This window comes from Halorubrum sp. SP9 (assembly GCF_005435015.1).
Lineage (GTDB): Archaea > Halobacteriota > Halobacteria > Halobacteriales > Haloferacaceae > Halorubrum > Halorubrum sodomense.
In genome coordinates this window covers 1-17,987 of record NZ_SGXU01000014.1, presented here as the reverse complement: position 1 = coordinate 17,987, position 17,987 = coordinate 1, and the positions used below count along the sequence as shown (strand labels likewise).

The window sequence follows — 17,987 nt, the reverse complement described above, 5'->3', positions numbered from 1 at the left end:
CCAGCCGGCGAGGCGGGCGCACGCTCGCTGTGCGCCTCACTCGGTCGCTATCGCTCCCTCGTTCGGTGCTTACGTCGCCTGCGCCCGCCTCGCCGGCTGCCCCTTTGAGTCCCGCCCGACTGCGACCGCACGGCAACCTCACGCCTCCCCAGCCTCGCCGCTCGCTCGGGGCTCCCTTCGGTCGCCCGCGTCGCTCGCGGCGTCCCTCGCGCGGTGCTGCTCGGCCGCAAAGCGGCCTCGCAGGCACGCGCCACCGCACTCCATTTATAAGCGTTCGTCGTTCACCGATTCTTGACTTCGATCACATGCGCGTCTTCGGGGTCGAACCCGACCGCGACCGCGCCGTCGATCGGGTCGACGACGCGGACGACGAGGTCGCGGTTCTCCCAGTCCAACGTGACCCGCGTCGTCTCGCCGAGGAACTCCGCGCTGGCGACGGTCGCGCTCAGCGCGTTCTCGCCCGCGGGAGCCGCGTCGTCTCCGGAATTTCCGTCCGCGCCCGCGACGCGGAGGTTCTCCGGCCGGACACAGAAGGAGATCCGGTCGCCGACACTCGGCGAGTCGACGTCGCGCCCGTCGCCGACCCCGACGCGCAGGGTGGCGTCCCCGCCGTCGACGTCGACCGCGAGTTCTCCCGCGGCGGGCGCGTCGATCACCTCCCCGGCGAACACGTTGTTGTCGCCGACGAACGCCGCGACGAACCGCGTGGCGGGCTCGCGGTAGACGGTCCGCGGGGCCGCGACCTGCTCGGGCGTCCCGTCGTTCATCACCGCGACGCGGTCGGAGACGGCCAGCGCCTCCTCCTGGTCGTGGGTGACGTATATCGTGGTGATTCCCAGTTCGGACTGGATCTCCTTCACCTGCGCGCGAAGCCGCTCCCGGAGCCGCGCGTCGAGCGCGCTCATCGGCTCGTCCAAGAGGAGCACGTCGGGGCCGGGCGCGAGCGCCCGCGCCATCGCGATCCGCTGCTGTTGCCCGCCAGAGAGGCTCTCGGGCTCGCGGTCGGCGGCGTCGGGGAGGTCGACCAGTTCGAGCAGCTCCGCGACGCGCTCGTCGCGGGTCATTCCCCCGGGCGGCTCGGCGAAGTTGAGCCCGTACGCGACGTTCTCCCCGACGGTCATGTGCGGGAACAGCGCGTAGCTCTGGAACACGACGCCGACGTCGCGGTCCTCGGGCGGGACGCCCGCCATCGACTCCCCGCCGAACCGAACCGTCCCGCGCGTCGGCTCTTCGAACCCCGCGATCAGCCGGAGCGTGGTCGTCTTCCCGCAGCCGGAGGGGCCGACGAGCGTGAAGAACTCCCCTTCGCGCACCCGGAGGCTCACGTCGTCGACGGCGGCCGTCTCGCCGTAGCGCTTCGTCACGCCGTCGAGTTCGACGGTGACGGGGATGTCTCCCGCGACTTCCGTGCCGCGTTCAGAGCCCACGGTGGTCACCTCCGAGCCGCTCGATGACGACGAAGCTGAGCCCGGTGACGACGAGCAGGACGACGCCCATGGCGGTCGCCGGTCCGAGCCGCCGCCCGATGAACCGTTCGATCGCGACGGGCATCGTGTACGCGTCGGCGCCGGTCGCCAGCACGACGGTCGAGGTGAACTCGCCGATCGAGATCGCGAACGCGAACGCCGCGCCCGCGACGACCGCGGGCCAGACCAAGGGGAGCTCCACGTCGCGGATCACCCGCGCCCGCGAGGCGCCGAGCGCCCGCGCGGACTCGACGAGCGACCGGTCCAGTCCGGAGAGCCCGGGCGAGACGGTGCGCACGACGAACGGGTAGCCCGAGACCGCGTGCGCGACGACGATGGCGACCGCGCCGTTCGCGGCGATCCGCCAGCCGGCGACCTCGACGCCGAACACGAGCCCCCGCAGCAGTCCGAGGCCGACGATGATCCCCGACACCGCCAGCGGCGCCATCGCGGCCGCGTCGACCAGGGTTCGCCCCCGATATCGGCGCGTGGTCAACACCGCGACGACGACGCCCATCGGCAGCGCGAGCAGGGTCGCGGCCGCCGCGAACGCGAGCGAGTTCCGGATCGCGGGCCACGGCCGCACCTGAAACGCCGCCCCCGTCTGCTGGCGCTCGATCAGGAACCGGTAATGGTCGAGCGTGAGCGCGCCGTCCCCGCCCGTCACCGACGCGAGGATCATCGACGCGATCGGCGCGACGAAGATCACCCCGGCGACGGCGACGTAGGCGGCCAGGCCCGCCCGCGGCAGCAGCTCGCGGAGGGTGGGGGCCGGCGGGATCAGCGAGCGCCGCGGCAGCGGTCGCGCGCCGCGCGTGTTCGTCGAGCTGCGGGCCTCGTACCGGAGGTACGCGAGCAGGACGGAAAGCGAGATCACGAGTTCGACGATCGCCAGCGCGGCGGCCTCGGCGTAGCTCAGGTCGCGCACCAAGCGATAGACGAACACCTCGACCGTCGCCAGCTCGAACCCGCCGAGCGCGAGGACGATCGGGAAGGTGCCGAAGGTGAACACGAAGGTGAGCGCCGCGCCCGTGAGGACGGCGGGGTACACCTGCGGCGCGACCACGTCGACGAACGCCCGGACCGGACCGGCGCCGAGGCTCCGGGCGGTCTCGACCGCGCTCGCGTCCACCGACTCCCACGCGGCGGTCGTCACGCGCGCCACGAGCGGCGCGTTGTAGAACGCGTGAGCGATCACGACCGCTTCGAGGGTGAACAGCAGGTCGACCGGCGGGAGCCCGAGCGCGGTCAGGGCGGCGTTCAGGGTACCGTTCTCACCGAACGTGGCGACGAACCCGACCGCGACCATGATCGACGGGAGGACGAACGGGACGATGGTGAGCGAGCGCAGCGTCCGCCGGCCGGGGAACTCGAAGCGCGCGAGCAGGTAGGCGGCCGGGAGCCCGAGGGCGACGCTCGCGACCGTCGAGAGGGCCGCCTGGTACGCGGTGAAGCCGACGATCCCCAGCCGGCGGTCCGGAGAGAGCAGCGAGCGCGCGACCGCGGCCGGGGACTCGCCCGACAGCAGCCGCGCGAGTTCGCCGAAGTAGAACGGGTCGGTGAGGACGTCCGCGAAGACGCGGAGGGTGACGGCGCCGTCGACGACGACCGCCTCGACCAGGACGGTCGCGGTCGGATAGTAGAAGGCGACGACGAGCGCGGCGCTGGTGAGGAGCGCGAGCGCGGTCAGCGCGTGCGACTCGACGCCCTCCCGGAGGCGGGTCAGCCGGTCCGCACGCCCGCCGTCCTCGGTCGCCCGGTCGTCGTCACCGGTCGCACGCCCGCCGTCGACTCCAGTCACGCGCTCGCACCCACGTCGGCCACGGGGTTAGTTCCCGGCGAACTGTCGCTCCCAGGCCTCGACCCACGCGTCGACGGCGCCCTGGAGCTCGTCGTAGGTGAACGTCACCGGGTCGGCCGGCTCCTTCGCCAGCTCGGCGTAGTCGCTCGGCAGCTCGGCGCCGTTCGTCGCCGGGAACGCGACGTTGCGCTGGGCGATCTGGCCCTGAACCGCCGGCTCCAGCATGAACGACATGAACTCCCGGGCGAGGTCGGGTTCGTCCGCCTCGGCGAAGACCGCCATCCCCTCGGGGTTCGCGTACGCCTGGTCGTTCAGGAAGCGGATCTGGTGTTTGTCGAGGTCCTGCCCCTCCATGTCGGCGAACACCTGGTCGGTGGAGTAGGAGACGACCATCGGCGCCTCTCCCTCGCTCCACGCCGCGTACGCGTCGTCCCACGAGCCGAGGACGCGCACCTCGTTCTCCTGGAGGTCCGCCCAGTAGTCGAGGTAGTCGTAGTCGGGGTCGCCGTCCTCGCCCGCGATCGCCTCGCCGTCGCCGTCGCTCGCGACGCCGCCGTCGCCGAAGCGGTTGACCGTGTGGAGGAGGAACGCGCGCCCGGTCGAGGAGGCGCCGGGGTTCTGCGCGATGAGCGCGCCCCTGTGCTCCTCGTCGAGCAGCCCCTCGAACGTCTCCGGGGCCTCCGTCGCGGTGCCGTCGTACACGAGGCTGATGTACCCGGTGTCGTACGGGACCGCGCGGTCGAACGGGTCGAACCGGAGCCCCTCCTTCACCGCGTCGCGCCCGTCGACGTCGCCCGCCTCGACGAAGAGGTCGCCGTCGAGCTCGTCGTCGACGCGCACGAGGTCCTCCGTGGTGAGCCCCACGTAGAGGTCGGCGTCGATCGACGCGCCGGACGCGGCGCGCTCGATGTAGTAGTTCACCTCGTTGCTCGGGGTCGCCCACTCCAGCTCGGCGTCGACGCGGCTCTCGAACTCCTCTTTGAGCCACTCGCCGGGGCTCACCGAGGGCGCGTCGATGAAGCTTGTGTAGGTCGCGACCGTCAGCGTCGGGGTCTCCTCGTCGCCGTCGTCTCCCTCCCCGTCGTCGGTGTCGTTTCCGTCGGCCGCCCCGTCCCCGTCGCTCTCGGAGCCGTCGCTCCCGGAACCGTCGCCCCCGTCGTCGACGCGCTCGGCGCTGCAGCCGGCGAGCGCGGCGGCGCCGGCCGCCCCGGCCGCCGTCAGGAAGCGTCGTCGGGTGCGTGGCCGGGCGCGTCGCCGCCGCGTCTCGCTCTTGTCGGTAGTCATCACTCGGTTGTTGTACTCGGTGGTTACATAAGGGATCCGTCCGCGTCCCGAGACCGGTTCCGAGCGGCGGTTCGACTCGGCGCGGCCCCGGTCCGAAATCGCTGTTTCGACCGGACGGACCGCTCGGACCGGCGACATCCATTTACTTCGCGGCGACCACCTCGACCTATGGACGAGAACCTCGGTGCGCGGTCGACGCGGACCACGCGGCGGCGACTGCTCGCCGGCGGCGCGGCGGTCGGGGTCGCCGGACTCGCCGGCTGTCTCGGCGGCCGCGACGGACCGGTGCCGGCCCCCGAGGTGACCAGCGACCGGATCGACGACTGGCGCCAGACAGACGAGTCCGAGAGCACGGTGTTCGAGCAGTCGTACGGACCGGTCACCGTTCGGGCGCGCGAACACACGCGGATCTTCGAGTACGCGCCCGTCGCGGACGCGCTCGCCGAAACGGTCGACGCGTCGGGGTCGCCCGTCGTCTTCTTCGCGACGCGGATCGACCTCCGGCCAGCGATCGATCAGCTCCCGGCCGGCGTCGGCAGGGAGCGGGTGATGAGCCGGGTGGAGACGGCCGCGACGGGCGCCTTCCGCGCGCAGCTCCGGACCGCCGGCATCGAGAGCGTCGCGGTCGTCGACGAGGGGATCACCACCGTCCGGTCCGGCCACACCGCGACCGCGTGGCGGCTGACGGGAGAGTACGCGCTCGACGGCGGGATCCCGCTTCCGACCGGGTCGACCGCCGAGGTGGGGCAGCCCGTCGAGATCGGGGCTCGACTCGGCGTCTGGCACGACGGGACCGACGTCATCGTCGCCGGCGGCGCGTACCCGACCGAGCCGCTCCTCGAGGTCTTCGACGCGGCGCTGCCCGACTCGGTCGACGCGGAGAGTGCGGTGACGCAGCTCGCCGACGCCGAGACCGCCGAGGCGCTCGCGACCGACCCCGCCGCATTCGACGAGGACGTCTCGCAGCTGCTCATTTCGGTGGAGTGAGGGGATCGGAGGCTCCGGAATCACCGAGTTCCGTCGAAACTCTATCATTTATTATAAATGGGGTGCGGTGGCGCGTGCCTCCGAGTGGCCGCCCTCGGCGGCCGCGAGGAGCACGCGCGAGGGAGTCGGCCGACCGGAGGGAGGCCGACGAGGCTGGGGAGGCGTGAGGCTGCGGTCCCGCGAGCGACCGGAGGGAGCGAGCGGGAGTACGGAAGTCGCAGCCCGCGCAGCGAGCGAAGCGAGCGAGCAGGAACGTCTTCCGGCGGTGCGGTCGCGGTCGGGTGGGACTCAAAGAGGCAGTCGCGAGGACGCCGTAGGCGACGTAAGCACCGCAGCGAAGGAGCGGTAGCGACTGAGCGAGGAGCGCAGCGAGCGTACGGCGTCCTCGCGACTGGGGCTTTGGCGGTGTTCGCCGTCGATCAGCGGCCACTCACGTACAGCCGAGCGACTGGGGCTTTGGCGGTGTTCGCCGTCGATCAGCGGCCACCCACGTACAGCCGAGCGACTGGGGCTTTGGCGGTGGTCGCCGTCGATCAAGTCTCAGCTATTTATAAACGAGCGACTGAGCCTTCGGAGACGTTCGCCGCGCAACCCTCCGTTTCGTCTCGAACCGACCAGTTTAATCGGCGTCCTCGACTCTCGTTCCGTATGAGCGACTTCCCCGAGTTCGAGGTGATCCCCGCCGTCGACGTTCAGGACGGCGAGGTCGTCCAGCTGGTCGGCGGCGAGCGCGGGACGGGCAAGCGCTACGGCGACCCGGTCGCGGCCGCCGAGCGCTGGATCGAGGCGGGCGCCGAGACGCTCCACCTCGTCGACCTCGACGGCGCGTTCGAGGGCGAGCGCGTCAACGCGGCGGCGATCGAGGCGGTCGTCGAGAGCGTCCCGGACGAGACCGGCCTCCAACTGGGCGGCGGCATCCGGACCGCGGAGGGCGCGCGCGACCTCCTCGAGTTGGGCCTCGACCGCGTCATCCTCGGCACCGCGGCGGTCGAGACGCCCGAGATCGTGGGCGAGGTCGACGACACCCACCCCGGAACCGTCGTCGTCAGCCTCGACGCGAAGGACGGCGAGGTCGTGGTGTCGGGGTGGACCGAGGGGACCGGGCTCGACCCCGCCGAGGCCGCGGCGCGCTACGAGGAGCTGGGCGCCGGCGCGATCCTCTTTACGAACGTCGACGTGGAAGGGCAGTTAGAGGGGATCGACCGCGAGGCGGTCGCGAGCGTCGTCGAGGCCGTGGACATACCCGTCATCGCCTCCGGCGGCGTGGCGAGCGTCGAGGACGTTGTCGATTTAAAAGAGGCCGGCGCGGCCGCGGTCGTCGTCGGCACCGCGCTGTACGAGGGCGAGTTCACGCTCCGAGAGGCGCAGAAGGCCGCGGACGAGGGTTAAAAGCGGAGCGCGGGGTCGTCGTCGATCGCTTATAAATAACTGACTTCGGATCATCGGCGAACACCTCCAAAGCCCCAGCCGGGAGGGCGGCGCACGCTCGCTGCGGTCCTCACTCGGTCACTCACTGCGTTCGCTCCCTCATTGCGGTCCTTACGTCGCCTGCGCCGCCCTCCCGGCTGCCCCTTTGAGTCCCGCCTCGCACGGCACCGCAGCCTCACGCCTCCCCAGCCTCGCGGCTCCCTCCGCTTCGCTCCGGTCGCCGCGTCCCTCGCGCGGTGCTCCTCGCGGCCGCCGAGGGCGGCCGCTCGCAGGCACGCGCCACCGCACCGCCTATTTATAAGTACACTCTGAACTCCTCAATCACATCAGCTCCTCTCTCGCGGACTCGAACGCCCTCACACCCGCAACCGACTTACGAATCCCCCGCGACGGGCCCGTATGAGCGAGCACGACCGGACCGCGGCCGTCACCCGCGAGACGAGCGAGACGACGATCGAACTCACCCTCGCGGTCGACGGCGACGGGGAGAGCGAGGTCGACACGGGGATCGGCTTCTACGACCACATGCTGGCGTCGTTCGCCAAACACGGCCTCTTCGACCTGACGGTCCGCTGTGACGGCGACCTCGTGATCGACGACCACCACACGATCGAGGACGTGGCGATCTGCCTCGGCGAGGCGTTCGACGAGGCGCTCGGCGAGAAGCGCGGCATACGGCGATACGCCGACCGCCGCGTTCCCCTCGACGAGGCGGTCGCGAGCGTCGTCGTCGACATCGCGGGGCGGCCGTACTACGAGTTCTCCGGCGAGTTCTCTCAGGAGTCCGTCGGGGAGTTCACCAGCGTCATGGCCGACCACTTCGCGCTCTCTCTGGCCCACAACGCCGGGCTGACCCTCCACGCGACGGTCGAGACGGGCGACAACGCCCACCACGAGGTCGAGGCGCTGTTCAAGGCGCTGGCGCGTGCGCTCGACGACGCCACCCGCCTCGACGAGCGCCGCAGCGACACGCCGAGCACGAAGGGCGAACTCTGACGCGACGCCCGCGCTCGCGGCGCGCGCCCTCCCGGCGTCCCCTCACTCGGGCGCGGCGAACTCGTTGTACTCCCCGTGGTGGTAGACGAGCTCGCCCTCGTCTTCCAGCTCGTGAAGCAGGTCGAACACCTCGCTGTACCCGCGGTCGCGGTCGTACTCGACCGCGAGCCGCTGGACGACGATCCCCGGCGTCACCGCCGCGGCCTCGTGTTCCTCGACGATCCGGACCGCGAGCTGTCGGAGCTCCGCCGTTTTCGGATCCATTTCGTGACGCCGTTCGGCCCGCCCCGACAAAACGCTCCGGGCCCGCTCGCATCCCCCGTGCTCCGCCGACCACTTATCACCGCGCGAACCGTTGACACGCTCGCATGGAACTCGACTGCGAGGGTTGCGCCGGCTGCTGCGTCGACTGGCGCCCGCTCGACCCGGCCGCGGCGGGCTCGGACCGCACCGGCCCGCGCCCCCCGCTCGACGACGCCTACGACCTCGTGCCGCTCACCCGCGACGAGGTGGCCCGATTCGTCGACGACGGCCTCGCTGACACTCTGGTACCCCGACTCTTCGAACCCGCCGAGCGCGACGACAGCGTCCGGATCGACGGGACCGACCTCGCCGCCGTCGACGGTCGACCCGTCTTCGTCGTCGGCCTCCGGAACCCACCCAAGCCGGTCGCGCCGATCGGCACCGACGAGCCGCGCTGGCTCGACGCGTGCGTCTTCCTCGACCCGACGACGCTCCAGTGCCGGATCCACGACACCGACCGCTATCCGCGAACCTGTGCGAGCTACCCCGGGCACACCCTCGAGCTCGGCGCCGAGACGGAGTGCGAGCGCGTCGAGGCCGCCGGCGGCGGCGACCGGCTCCTCGACGACGCGCCGCCCGCTGACCTCCCAGCGCCGGCGTTCGGCCCGCAGGCGCTCGGCGCGACCGTCTTCGCCTATCCCGACCCCGACGACCTCGACGGCGTCGTCGCCCGTCTCCGCGACGGGGCGGGGACCGCCGCCGACCGCGCCCGCTTCGCCGGCGCCGCCGTCGGCTCCCGCCCCGGGTCGCTGTCGGTGACCCGCGAACGCATGGCCGAGGCCCGGGAATGCGCCCGCGAGGCCGACTCGTGGGTCGGCCGAGCGATCGAGGCGTGGACCGAGCGCGCCGGCGCCGACGGCGATCGCGTCGCCCTCGACCGCGACGCGCGCGACCGGCTCGTCCGTGAGACGGAAGACGACGCCGGCGCGCCGGGCACGCCGGGGTGGAGTTCTGAGGGATGAACGCCGACCGCGGGAGGGGGGACCGCGACCGTTCGCCTCCTCCCTTCACCCGCCCCGCTTCCGGTACCAGACGCGCTCGCCGACCGGCGACTCGCCCTCTCCGATCGGGAGCCGGCTCACGAACAGGTCCCTGACGGCGAACGTGATCACCAGTTCGACGGGCGCGGCGTCGGACTCGGCAGCGTCTCGCTCGCCGCCGGCGTCGCCCGACGCGACCGGCCGCACCGTCACGACGCAGTGGCCGTCGCGCTTCCCTATCGACTCGACGACGCCGACGGACCACCGGTCGACCCGATGCGCCGGCTCCCGGGCGTGAACGCGGTCGTGGTTCACGCCGGCCTCCGTGCGTCGGTCACGACGTCCCCGCTTCCGCGTCGTCCTCGTCGCCCGCGACCCGTCGCACCGCGAGCGCCCCCTCGCAGACGCACTCGCCCTCGCACTTCGGACACTCCTCGGCGGATCGCTCGATCGGGTCGCGGTGGACCGTCTCGTACCCGTGCGCGTCGAACAGTTTCTCCGGCGAGTCGTCGCCGCCGTGGTACCACGAGTCCGCGAGGAACAGGTCGACGCCGCGCGCCGCGCCGACCGCGTGTAGCCGTTCGAGCAGTCGGCTCCCGATCCCCCGACCGGTCGCCGCCTCGCCGACGTATCCCATCTCGAGGTGGCCGTACCGGTCGGCCGCGGGGAGCAGATCGCGGTCGTCGAAGAAGTACATCTCGTCGGCGAGCTCGGCCGGGTCCGCGAACTCGCGGAGCGCCATCACGCCGCAGACCGCGTCGCCGCGGTCGCCCTCGCTACGGTCGTCGCCCGACTCGGCCACGTTCGCGTCGTCGCCCGACTCGACCGCGACCAGCACGTGGTACGTCGGGTCGTCGAGTCCGAGGTCGACGCCGTAGGTGCTTCCCTCGCTGAAGTGAGCGGTGATCAGCTCCTCCAGCGGCTCGGCGTCGCCCGGCCGCGGGTCTCGGATCGCGAACTCCGTCATCTACCGGACGGACGCCGCGGCGGAGCAAGAGCGGTTCGGTGTCGGAAGCGGGGGTCCCCGTCAGCTCCCGGCGCCCGGCCGCCAGACCTCCTGCCGTCGGTCGAGCCACGCCACGACGACGACGTGCGGCAGCGTCATCGCGGCGATAGCGACGAGCGACACGGCCAGCAGGTCGCCGGGCGCCGCCACGCCGGCCGGGACGCTCGCGCCGACCGCGCCGACCACGAGGAACCCCCCGAGCGTGAGCGGCGCGGCGTCGCGACCGAAGCGTGCGAGCGCTCCGACGGCATCGCCGGCCGACGCCGCGCTCGCGGCCCCGGGATCGACGAGGACGAGGCGCCCGACGTGCCGGAGCGCGTGCCACAGCGCGAAGTACACCCCGATCGCGAACACCGGCGCCGCGAGCAGGAACCACGCCCACAGCACCGCGAGCTCGCCGACGTCGCGCCGCCAGCCGCCGGGGTCACGCCGCGAGCCGTCGGGACCCCGGCCGCTTCGGACCCGCCGGTAGCCGAGGGCGACCGACGCCAGCGTCGCGGCCGCCATCCCGAGGCCGACCGCGAACCGGACCTCGGGGACGAACAGCGGGGCGACCGCGCTCGTGGCCGCGCCCGAGTCGACGAGGAACAGCCCGACGATCCACTCGGCCACCAGCCGGTACTCCTCGGGGTGCGCGAGGAGGGGAACCCCCATCGGGAGCCCGCCCCGGACGACGAGGGCCAGCCACCGCTCCGCCGACGAGGGCAGGTGTTCGACGCCGGCGATCGCGAGCGTCGCCACGTCGCCCTGTCCCCAGTGGAGCCACGTGAGCGCGATGAAGCCGACGAACGCCGCGACGGGCGCGACGAAGAACGCCGCGACGACCGCCCCGCCGAGGACCGCGTAGACGACCGAGACGACCGCGATCGACCGCCGGAGCGACACGCCCGGCGCGGCTCGGAGCGGGACGAGGTGGTCGACCGCGCCGTGCGCCATCCCGACGGCGAGGGTACCGAGCGCGAACGTCGCGACGCCGACTTCGACCGGAAACAGGGGGGTCACGGCACCGATCGGCAGCAGCGCGGCCAACGCCAGCGCCGGGCGACGCGCGAACCAGCGGTCGACCCGCTCGGCCGCGGACTCGGGTTCGGTCTGCGCGTCCGCGGGGGTCGCTCCGGCGTCGCGCTCGCGGGCCGCCGCGGAACGGGACTCGCTCGCGTCCGTCGACGCCGCCGGCGCCTCAGTCATCGACCACGTCGGGGTCCGGGTCGGCCGGCGCGTCCGGACCGGGGACGTCGCGCTCGGTTCTCCCGGACGGCGCCGGTTCCGCGGTCTCCCGCCGCCGGTCGTTCCAGTCGAGGACCCACTCGAACAAGACGAGGCCGTTGATCGTCATCACTCCCGCGGCGACGAAGAACAGCATCTCCTCTATCGGAAGTCCGAGGACCGTGATCCCGCTCGTCAGCTCCGGCGACAAGTACCAGGTCCCCATCCCGATCGCGATCCGGTCGGCGACCCAGAAGTACGCTGCCGGGACCAGCGTCGCCGTGACCCACAGCCGAGGCGTGCGCGCGAGGTACCCCCCGCCCACGCTCCACTGGAGCGCGAGAACCGGCCCGACCCACGCGATCAGCCCGCCGAGATACAGGAACGAGGGGTCGAGCCGGACGAGCGTCAGCCCGATCGGCACCATCGCGAGGCCGACGGCGACCCCGGCGGCCCGCGGCGCGCGGTCGAAGTCTCCCTCCCGAAACGTCGGGTCGAAGCCGATCCGGTGGAGCGCGAGCGCGACGACGACCGTCTGTACCGTGAAGAAGAGGTACTCCCCCAGCGGGATCGACAGCGCCCGCGCGACGACGGCGCCGTCGGCGTATCCCCACGCCCCCCGTCGGATCATGTAGCTGATCCACGGCGTGGTGTAGGCGTACGCGATGGCGACCAGGATCGCGATCCCGACCGCCGCGCGCCGACGCCGCGTCGGTTCGTACCGGGGCGCGAGGTACCACAGGAGCGCGAGGACCGGGAGACTGAAGACGAGATGGAACTGGAGATACGTCAGCGTCGGCAGCATCGACTCACCCCAACGAAGACGCTCATACCTCCGCTTACGCTCCGTTTCTCTTTAACCCTTCAGCCGAACGTCGTCAGGTACCGCCGGACCGAACGCGTTCGGGCGTCACTCGTCCGCCGCGAGGACGCCGTGCGCCGCCAGCACCTTCCCGAGCCGATACATGGACGCGACGACCGAGTCGCAGACGGGTCGCACCGCGGACTTCGGGACGAAGCCGACAGCGAGCCCCGCGACCTCCAGCATCGGAAGGTCGTTCGCGCCGTCACCGACCGCGACCGTCTCCGTCATCGGCACCCCGACCTCGGCCGCGAGGTCGGCCAGCGCGTCGTCTTTCGTTCCCTCGATGAGCGGTCCCTCGGCCTCGCCGGTGAGCGCCCCGTCCGGTCCGGTCGGTAATCGATTCGCGACGATCGTGTCGACCGCGACGCCCTCCCGGGCGAGCGCCGCCTCGACGCCGTGCTCGAACCCGCCGGTGAGCACGGCGACGTGGTGGCCCTCCTCCCGCAGGCGCTCGATGAGGCGCGCGGCGCCGGGCCGGATCCGGACCGCGTCGAACGCGTCGGCGACGTCCGCCGCCGAAAGCCCTTCGAGCAGCGCCGCGCGCTGATAGAGGCTCTCGGCGTAGCTGAGCTCGTCGTTCATCGCCCGCTCGGTGATCTCGGCGACCTCGTCGGCGACGCCGGCCCGCTCGGCGAGCAGGACCGTCATCTCGGAGTCGGAGAGTGTCCCGTCGAAGTCGAACGCGATGAGACTCATGACGTCCGTTCGTCGCGGCGGGGCCTTGAAGCGCGCGGTCGGCCGCGACGTCGTCGGGACGGCGCCCTCCGAAGCGCCCCCTTACGGCCGCTCGCCGCGGTACTCGACGTAGGTGACCTCCTCCGCACACCAGGAACACCCGCACTCGCTGTAGTAGCCGCTCCGCCCGGTGAGCCGATCGGGGTGAGTGATCTCGATGCCGCGCTGGAACCGCTCCGCGAGCTCGTGGTAGCGGTCACACTCTTCCCAGAACGACGCCGCAGCGTCCATCACGTGCGACCACGAGAAGCTCGTATTTGAACGTTTCTCCGAAATCAACCCGCTCAGCCCCGTTGTAACCCCTTCCCACGCCGATCCCGTCACTCGCCCTCCGCGTCGGCGAGGAACTCCACGTCGCCGGCGATGACCGCGCTCGCGATGACGCCGACGCCGACGGCGGTCGCGACTCCGAGGGTCGTCAGCGTCACCGAGATCGCGGACCCGCCGACCGCGACGCCGACGAACGCCCCGACGGACCCGCCGACGCCGCCGGCGATCACCGCGAGCGTCTGGGCCTCTCGCATAGGTGTCGATTCAGTAACACGGGTTATAAGCGTTCCTCCCGGGTTCTCTCGGGTGATAACGCCGTCGCGGCGGGCGAGGAGAACGCGAAACGCGGCTCCGCCCGCCCGTCTCAGCGCGGGTACTGCCGGCCGATGTCGAGGCCGTCTCCCGCCGACTCCGCCTCCGCGGACGCGTCCCCTTCCTCCTCGCCGCCCGGACTCACGCTCCCGGTCCGGTAGCCCGCCATGTCGAGGGTGACGTACTCGAAGCCGAGGTCTGTGAGGTGTTCGTGGACGGCGTCGGCGAAGGCGGGGTCGAGCGCGCGCTCCAGTTCCTCCGGCGCGATCTCGACGCGCGCGAGGCCGTCGTGGTCGCGGACGCGGAACCCCGAAAAGCCCCACTCGCGGAGCACGCGCTCGGCCTTCTCGACGCGGGTCAGGCGCTCCTCGGTCACCTCCAGCCCGGTCGGGATCCGCGAGGAGAGACACGCCATCGAGGGTTTGTCGGCCACGGAGAGGCCGTAGGACTCCGCGATCGCGCGGACCTCGTCCTTCGTGATCCCCGCGTCGAGCAGCGGCGAGAACACGTCGAGCTCCTCGACCGCGCGGAGCCCGGGCCGGTGTCCCTCGCCCGGGTCGTCCGCGTTCGTCCCGTCGCAGACGGTGTCGATGCCGAGCTCCCTGGCCGTCTCGTACATCCGGCCGAGCCGCATCGTCCGGCAGTGGTAACACCGGTCGCCGTCGTTGGCGACGAAGTTCGGGTCGTCCAACTCGGAGAACGTCACCGTCTCGTGAGCGATTCCGATCTCCTCGGCCACTCGCCTCGCGTCGTCGAGTTCGGCGGCCGGGAGCGTCTCGCTTCGGGCGGTACACGCCACGGCGTCGTCGCCGAGCGCGTCCGCCGCCAAGGCGGCCACCACCGCGGAGTCGACCCCGCCCGAGAACGCGACGAGGACCCCGTCGCGCTCGCCGAGCGCGTCGCGGGCCGCCGCCGCTTTCGCCGCCGTCTCGGAGGCGAGCGATCCGTCGCCGACGCCTCGCGCCGTCTGGCTCATGGCCGGCGTTGGCGGCGGGCGCGAAAAAGGGCGTCGCACGCGGAATCGACCCGGCCGGTCGCGCCCCGCCGCGCCGGACCGCGGGAGCGACCCGCACGCTTTACACCGTTGCCGCGATACCGGCGAGTAGATGCAGCTGGAGGCGATCCCCGGCGTCGGCGCCAAGACGGCCGCGGCCTTACGCGAACTGGACGACCCGGCCGCGACCGTCGAGTCCGGCGACGTGGCCGCCATCGCCCGCGCGCCGGGCGTCAACGAGGCCCGCGCGGCCCGCATCGCCCGCGGGGCGATCCGCCGCCGCCACGGCGACGACGGGCGCGTGCTGGCCACCGACCGCGCCCGCGAACTGTACCGGGAGGCGATAGACCTGCTGCGCGAGCGCACCGTCACCGACTACGCGGCGAAGCGACTGGAGACCTTCTACCCGAGCGCGTCCGCCTCGCGGATCGACGAGGCGCAGGCGTTCGCGGCCGACGCGACGGACCGCGATCCCGACCCGGCGGTCCGCGAGGCGCTCGCGGACTGCGCGCCCCTGTCGGACCCCCCGACCGTCCGCGTCCGCGACCGGTGCCTCGCGACCGCCGACGCCGAGACGCTCGCGCGCGCCGAGTCGGCCGTCCCCGAGCTCTCCGTCGAGACCGTCGAGGACGCCCGCGACGTCTCCGAGCTCGGCCGGTCGTACGCCTCCGTGATCGTCTTAGACGAGTCGTTCGCCGGGCTCGACGTGGAGGGCGACGTGAGCGTGCGGCCGGACGCCCTCGAAACTCCCGCCGAAACCGTCCCCGAGCGCCTGCTCGCGTTCTTCGCCGAGAACCGCGAGCGGCTGGAGGCGGCCGTGGCGGTCCACGAGGCGGCCGCGGCGGCCGGCGACCCGGTCTCTGGCGGCGACTCGGCCGAAGAGGGCGACTCCGACGCCGGCCCTCCGGTCGACCTCGACCGCCTGCGTGACGCGCTCTCGCGGCTCGACGACGACGGCACCATCGCCGGCGACGCGGAGTTAGACCGGCTGACCGGCGCCGTCGACGACCTCGACGCCGCGGTGTCGACGGCGGCCTCGGTCGCCGACGACCGGCTGCGCGAGGCGATCCGCGAGCGCGACGTCACCATCGAGGGGACCGACTTCCTCTCCTTAGTCGAACAGGGCGCCCGCGTCGACTCGCTGCTCGACCGCGAGCTGGCCGACGAGTACGACGCGGCGGTCGACGCCGCCCGCGAGCACCTCGCCGACGCGCTCCGCTTGGAGCCCGAGGAGGCGGAGCTGGCCGACCGCGTCTTCGGCGGCGACCCCTCTTTCCCGGTCGAGCACGACGAGAGCGCGGTCTCGCGGCTCCGGACCGAGCTCTCCGCGGCCCGCGACCGCCGCGCGGCGAAGCTGAAGGCCGACCTCGCGAGCGACCTCGGCGACCTCCGCGAGCCGGTCGAGGACCTCGTGCGCGACGCCTTGGAGCTCGACGTCGAGCTGGCGATCGCGCGGTTCGCCCGCGACTTCGACTGTACGATTCCCGAGGTGGTCGGGCCGGAGAGAGGCGACGCCGAGGCCGGCGGCGACGCGGTCGCGGGCTTCCGCATCGAGGGCGGCCGCTCCCCGCTGCTCGACGTCGACTTCGCGGACGTCGAGCCGGTCGACTACGCCGTCTCGGGCGCGACGCTCCTGTCGGGGGTCAACTCCGGCGGGAAGACCTCCACGCTCGACCTGGTCGCCCTGGTCGTCGTCCTCGCGCAGATGGGCATGCCCGTGCCCGCCGAGTCGGCGACCGTCGAGCGCTTCGAGGAGGTCCACTACTACGCGAAGTCGCAGGGGACCCTCGACGCGGGCGCGTTCGAGGCGACGCTCCGCGACTTCGGCGACCTCGTCGACGGCGCGGACGGCCGGCTCGTCCTCGTCGACGAGCTGGAGTCGATCACCGAGCCGGGCGCCTCCGCGAAGATCATCGCCGGCATCCTGGAGGCGCTCGACGACCAGGACGCGACCGCGGTCTTCGTCTCCCATTTGGCCCGCGAGATCCGCGACGCCGCGGACTTCGAGGTCGCGGTCGACGGCATCGAGGCCGCGGGGCTCGTCGACGGCGAGCTGCGGGTGAACCGCTCGCCGAAGAAGGGTCACCTCGCGCGGTCGACGCCGGAGCTCATCGTCGAGAAGCTCGCGGACGACCGCGGCGGCGAGTTCTACGGCGACCTGTTGGAGAAGTTCTGAGGGGCGGCTCGTCGGCGCCGACCCTACTCGCCGTCGTCGTCGGTTCGGTCGGCTCAGTCGCCGTCGAGCTCCGCGGTGACCGTGATCTCGACGTCGAGCGGCGCGGGGAGCCGAGACACCTCGACGCAGGTTCTCGCCGGGTACGGCTCCGAGAGGAACGCCCGGTACGCCTCGTTGACCGCGTCGTAGTCGCCCATGTCGGTGAGGTAGACGGTCGCCGACACGATCGCGTCCGGGGTCGTCCCGGCCGCCTCCAGGATCGTGGCGACGTTTTCGAGCGTCTGCGTCGTCTGTTCGGCGACCGACTCGGGGGCCTCGCCGGTGTCGGGGTCCACGCCCGTCTTCCCCGAGACGTGGACCGTGTCGCCGGAGACGATCCCCTGTGAGTACGGACCGAGGGCCTCCGGCACGTCGTCCGTCGTGATTTCTCGCATTGCTCAGAGGACGACGCGCCGCGGTATCAAGATGCGGGTCGCAGGGGTCACCCCGACCGCTCCGGACGCTCTTCGCCCCGCCGACATATTCATACAGGCTCGGTCGGAATCGAGCCGTATGCCAGCCGTGTCCCCGTTCGGCGTCCTCCTCTTCGCGGCGCAGGTCGGCGTCGGCGCTCAGGTGTCTCGCTCGCTTTCGACCACCGGCCGCGCTCGTCGCGCCGCGGTCGGGCTCGCGGTCGCGGTGCTCGGACTGTTGGTCCTGTTCCGCTTCGGCGCCGTCGCGGCGCTCACGGCCGACCTGATCGCGCTCCTCGTCGTTGCGAGCGCGACGGGATCGTCCGGTCGCCGCCCGACCGCAGGGTGTCCTTTATAAGTTAGACCGTGGTGTCGCTGTCGGCTGTTTATAAACGACCGACGCTGCTGGGGTGCCGGTATCCAAAGCCTCAGCCGCTCGTTTATAAATAGCTGCTAGCAAGCCCACGGACGACGCCTCCAAAGCCCCAGTCGCGAGGGCGAAGGCGCGGGACGCAAGGACCGCAGGAGGGTGCGAGCGAAGCGAGCGACCGACGAGGACCGCAGCGACCGCACCGAGCCCTCGCGACTGCCCCTTTGAGTCCCGCCCAGCACCGCCCCGCACGGCACCTCACGCCTCCCCAGCCTCGTCGCTGGCGGCAGACGCCGCCAGCGACTCCCTCGCGGGCTGGCTCGCGGCCGCCGAGGGCGGCCGCTCGCAGGCGCGCC

The 17,987-nt window shown here is 72.3% G+C and carries 19 protein-coding genes; 6 read left to right on the top strand and 13 right to left on the bottom strand.

The genetic code is table 11. The features are described 5' to 3' along the window. Positions 1 to 281 precede the first annotated feature (281 nt). The 3 genes from EXE45_RS09840 to EXE45_RS09830 are packed head-to-tail and all read right to left on the bottom strand — an operon-like array spanning position 282 to position 4,551. Complete coding sequence (locus tag EXE45_RS09840; RefSeq protein WP_137694219.1) at positions 282 to 1,427, bottom strand: ABC transporter ATP-binding protein; 1,146 nt, start codon at positions 1,425 to 1,427, stop codon at positions 282 to 284. Continuing rightward, on the bottom strand, positions 1,417 to 3,267 hold the full coding sequence (locus EXE45_RS09835; RefSeq protein ID WP_092919406.1) for an iron ABC transporter permease: 1,851 nt from the start codon (positions 3,265 to 3,267) through the stop codon (positions 1,417 to 1,419). The genes EXE45_RS09840 and EXE45_RS09835 overlap by 11 nt, the downstream gene beginning before the upstream one ends. Positions 3,268 to 3,294: 27 nt before the next feature. Continuing rightward, positions 3,295 to 4,551, bottom strand: a complete 1,257-nt coding sequence (locus tag EXE45_RS09830) for a thiamine ABC transporter substrate binding subunit (RefSeq protein WP_137694218.1) — start codon at positions 4,549 to 4,551, stop codon at positions 3,295 to 3,297. Positions 4,552 to 4,719: 168 nt separating this feature from the next. Here EXE45_RS09830 and EXE45_RS09825 point away from each other — a divergent pair, with 168 nt between their 5' ends. From EXE45_RS09825 to hisB, 3 genes are all read left to right on the top strand, one after another. After that, entirely contained in the window at positions 4,720 to 5,538 is an 819-nt protein-coding gene (locus EXE45_RS09825) for a hypothetical protein (RefSeq protein ID WP_137694217.1), read from the top strand. A gap of 648 nt (positions 5,539 to 6,186) precedes the next feature. Beyond that, positions 6,187 to 6,927 carry a 1-(5-phosphoribosyl)-5-[(5-phosphoribosylamino)methylideneamino]imidazole-4-carboxamide isomerase gene (gene hisA / locus EXE45_RS09820; protein WP_092919412.1) on the top strand — a complete coding sequence of 247 codons (741 nt, stop codon included), beginning with the start codon at positions 6,187 to 6,189 and terminating at the stop codon, positions 6,925 to 6,927. 438 nt (positions 6,928 to 7,365) lie between these two features. After that, the gene (gene hisB, locus EXE45_RS09815) at positions 7,366 to 7,962 is read left to right on the top strand and encodes an imidazoleglycerol-phosphate dehydratase HisB (RefSeq protein WP_137694216.1); all 597 of its coding nucleotides are present in this window, start codon (positions 7,366 to 7,368) and stop codon (positions 7,960 to 7,962) included. Between the two features lie 42 nt (positions 7,963 to 8,004). Here hisB and EXE45_RS09810 read toward each other — a convergent pair whose 3' ends face one another. Continuing rightward, complete coding sequence (locus EXE45_RS09810) at positions 8,005 to 8,226, bottom strand: hypothetical protein (protein WP_137694215.1); 222 nt, start codon at positions 8,224 to 8,226, stop codon at positions 8,005 to 8,007. Positions 8,227 to 8,330: 104 nt separating this feature from the next. Between EXE45_RS09810 and EXE45_RS09805 the strand changes: the two genes are divergently transcribed. Continuing rightward, on the top strand, positions 8,331 to 9,227 hold the full coding sequence (locus EXE45_RS09805; protein WP_092919418.1) for a YkgJ family cysteine cluster protein: 897 nt from the start codon (positions 8,331 to 8,333) through the stop codon (positions 9,225 to 9,227). Between the two features lie 45 nt (positions 9,228 to 9,272). On the opposite strand, the gene EXE45_RS09800 is transcribed toward EXE45_RS09805, so the two are convergent. The 8 genes from EXE45_RS09800 to larE form a co-directional block, all read right to left on the bottom strand. After that, positions 9,273 to 9,560 carry a hypothetical protein gene (locus EXE45_RS09800; RefSeq protein WP_092919420.1) on the bottom strand — a complete coding sequence of 96 codons (288 nt, stop codon included), beginning with the start codon at positions 9,558 to 9,560 and terminating at the stop codon, positions 9,273 to 9,275. Positions 9,561 to 9,579: 19 nt separating this feature from the next. Further along, entirely contained in the window at positions 9,580 to 10,212 is a 633-nt protein-coding gene (locus EXE45_RS09795; RefSeq protein ID WP_137694214.1) for a GNAT family N-acetyltransferase, read from the bottom strand. Positions 10,213 to 10,272: 60 nt separating this feature from the next. After that, on the bottom strand, positions 10,273 to 11,439 hold the full coding sequence (locus EXE45_RS09790) for a Brp/Blh family beta-carotene 15,15'-dioxygenase (protein WP_092919424.1): 1,167 nt from the start codon (positions 11,437 to 11,439) through the stop codon (positions 10,273 to 10,275). Next, entirely contained in the window at positions 11,432 to 12,262 is an 831-nt protein-coding gene (locus EXE45_RS09785; RefSeq protein ID WP_092919426.1) for a lycopene cyclase domain-containing protein, read from the bottom strand. The genes EXE45_RS09790 and EXE45_RS09785 overlap by 8 nt, the downstream gene beginning before the upstream one ends. Positions 12,263 to 12,367: 105 nt before the next feature. Next, the gene (gene serB, locus EXE45_RS09780; RefSeq protein WP_092919428.1) at positions 12,368 to 13,018 is read right to left on the bottom strand and encodes a phosphoserine phosphatase SerB; all 651 of its coding nucleotides are present in this window, start codon (positions 13,016 to 13,018) and stop codon (positions 12,368 to 12,370) included. Between the two features lie 81 nt (positions 13,019 to 13,099). Then, complete coding sequence (locus EXE45_RS09775; protein WP_092919430.1) at positions 13,100 to 13,288, bottom strand: hypothetical protein; 189 nt, start codon at positions 13,286 to 13,288, stop codon at positions 13,100 to 13,102. 89 nt (positions 13,289 to 13,377) lie between these two features. After that, positions 13,378 to 13,581: a hypothetical protein gene (locus tag EXE45_RS09770; RefSeq protein WP_092919432.1), complete on the bottom strand. Its 204-nt coding sequence runs from the start codon at positions 13,579 to 13,581 to the stop codon at positions 13,378 to 13,380. A gap of 110 nt (positions 13,582 to 13,691) precedes the next feature. Further along, a complete protein-coding gene (larE, locus tag EXE45_RS09765; protein ID WP_092919434.1) occupies positions 13,692 to 14,615 on the bottom strand; it encodes an ATP-dependent sacrificial sulfur transferase LarE in 924 nt (307 codons plus the stop codon). A gap of 130 nt (positions 14,616 to 14,745) precedes the next feature. Here larE and EXE45_RS09760 point away from each other — a divergent pair, with 130 nt between their 5' ends. Then, a complete protein-coding gene (locus EXE45_RS09760) occupies positions 14,746 to 16,809 on the top strand; it encodes a helix-hairpin-helix domain-containing protein (protein ID WP_137694213.1) in 2,064 nt (687 codons plus the stop codon). A 53-nt stretch (positions 16,810 to 16,862) separates the two neighbouring features. Here EXE45_RS09760 and EXE45_RS09755 read toward each other — a convergent pair whose 3' ends face one another. Continuing rightward, on the bottom strand, positions 16,863 to 17,243 hold the full coding sequence (locus EXE45_RS09755; protein WP_137694212.1) for a RidA family protein: 381 nt from the start codon (positions 17,241 to 17,243) through the stop codon (positions 16,863 to 16,865). 118 nt (positions 17,244 to 17,361) lie between these two features. Here EXE45_RS09755 and EXE45_RS09750 point away from each other — a divergent pair, with 118 nt between their 5' ends. Then, positions 17,362 to 17,619: a hypothetical protein gene (locus EXE45_RS09750; protein WP_092919440.1), complete on the top strand. Its 258-nt coding sequence runs from the start codon at positions 17,362 to 17,364 to the stop codon at positions 17,617 to 17,619. Positions 17,620 to 17,987 lie beyond the last annotated feature (368 nt).

Coding starts and splice junctions, on each gene's coding strand:
- EXE45_RS09785 (WP_092919426.1), bottom strand. CDS start 12,262: ATGCTGCCGACGCTGACGTATCTCCAGTTCCATCTCGTCTTCAGTCTC.
- EXE45_RS09770 (WP_092919432.1), bottom strand. CDS start 13,581: ATGCGAGAGGCCCAGACGCTCGCGGTGATCGCCGGCGGCGTCGGCGGG.
- EXE45_RS09830 (WP_137694218.1), bottom strand. CDS start 4,551: ATGACTACCGACAAGAGCGAGACGCGGCGGCGACGCGCCCGGCCACGC.
- EXE45_RS09750 (WP_092919440.1), top strand. CDS start 17,362: ATGCCAGCCGTGTCCCCGTTCGGCGTCCTCCTCTTCGCGGCGCAGGTC.
- hisA (WP_092919412.1), top strand. CDS start 6,187: ATGAGCGACTTCCCCGAGTTCGAGGTGATCCCCGCCGTCGACGTTCAG.
- EXE45_RS09805 (WP_092919418.1), top strand. CDS start 8,331: ATGGAACTCGACTGCGAGGGTTGCGCCGGCTGCTGCGTCGACTGGCGC.
- hisB (WP_137694216.1), top strand. CDS start 7,366: ATGAGCGAGCACGACCGGACCGCGGCCGTCACCCGCGAGACGAGCGAG.
- EXE45_RS09790 (WP_092919424.1), bottom strand. CDS start 11,439: ATGACTGAGGCGCCGGCGGCGTCGACGGACGCGAGCGAGTCCCGTTCC.
- EXE45_RS09755 (WP_137694212.1), bottom strand. CDS start 17,243: ATGCGAGAAATCACGACGGACGACGTGCCGGAGGCCCTCGGTCCGTAC.
- EXE45_RS09795 (WP_137694214.1), bottom strand. CDS start 10,212: ATGACGGAGTTCGCGATCCGAGACCCGCGGCCGGGCGACGCCGAGCCG.
- serB (WP_092919428.1), bottom strand. CDS start 13,018: ATGAGTCTCATCGCGTTCGACTTCGACGGGACACTCTCCGACTCCGAG.
- EXE45_RS09810 (WP_137694215.1), bottom strand. CDS start 8,226: ATGGATCCGAAAACGGCGGAGCTCCGACAGCTCGCGGTCCGGATCGTC.
- EXE45_RS09775 (WP_092919430.1), bottom strand. CDS start 13,288: ATGGACGCTGCGGCGTCGTTCTGGGAAGAGTGTGACCGCTACCACGAG.
- EXE45_RS09825 (WP_137694217.1), top strand. CDS start 4,720: ATGGACGAGAACCTCGGTGCGCGGTCGACGCGGACCACGCGGCGGCGA.
- larE (WP_092919434.1), bottom strand. CDS start 14,615: ATGAGCCAGACGGCGCGAGGCGTCGGCGACGGATCGCTCGCCTCCGAG.
- EXE45_RS09760 (WP_137694213.1), top strand. CDS start 14,746: ATGCAGCTGGAGGCGATCCCCGGCGTCGGCGCCAAGACGGCCGCGGCC.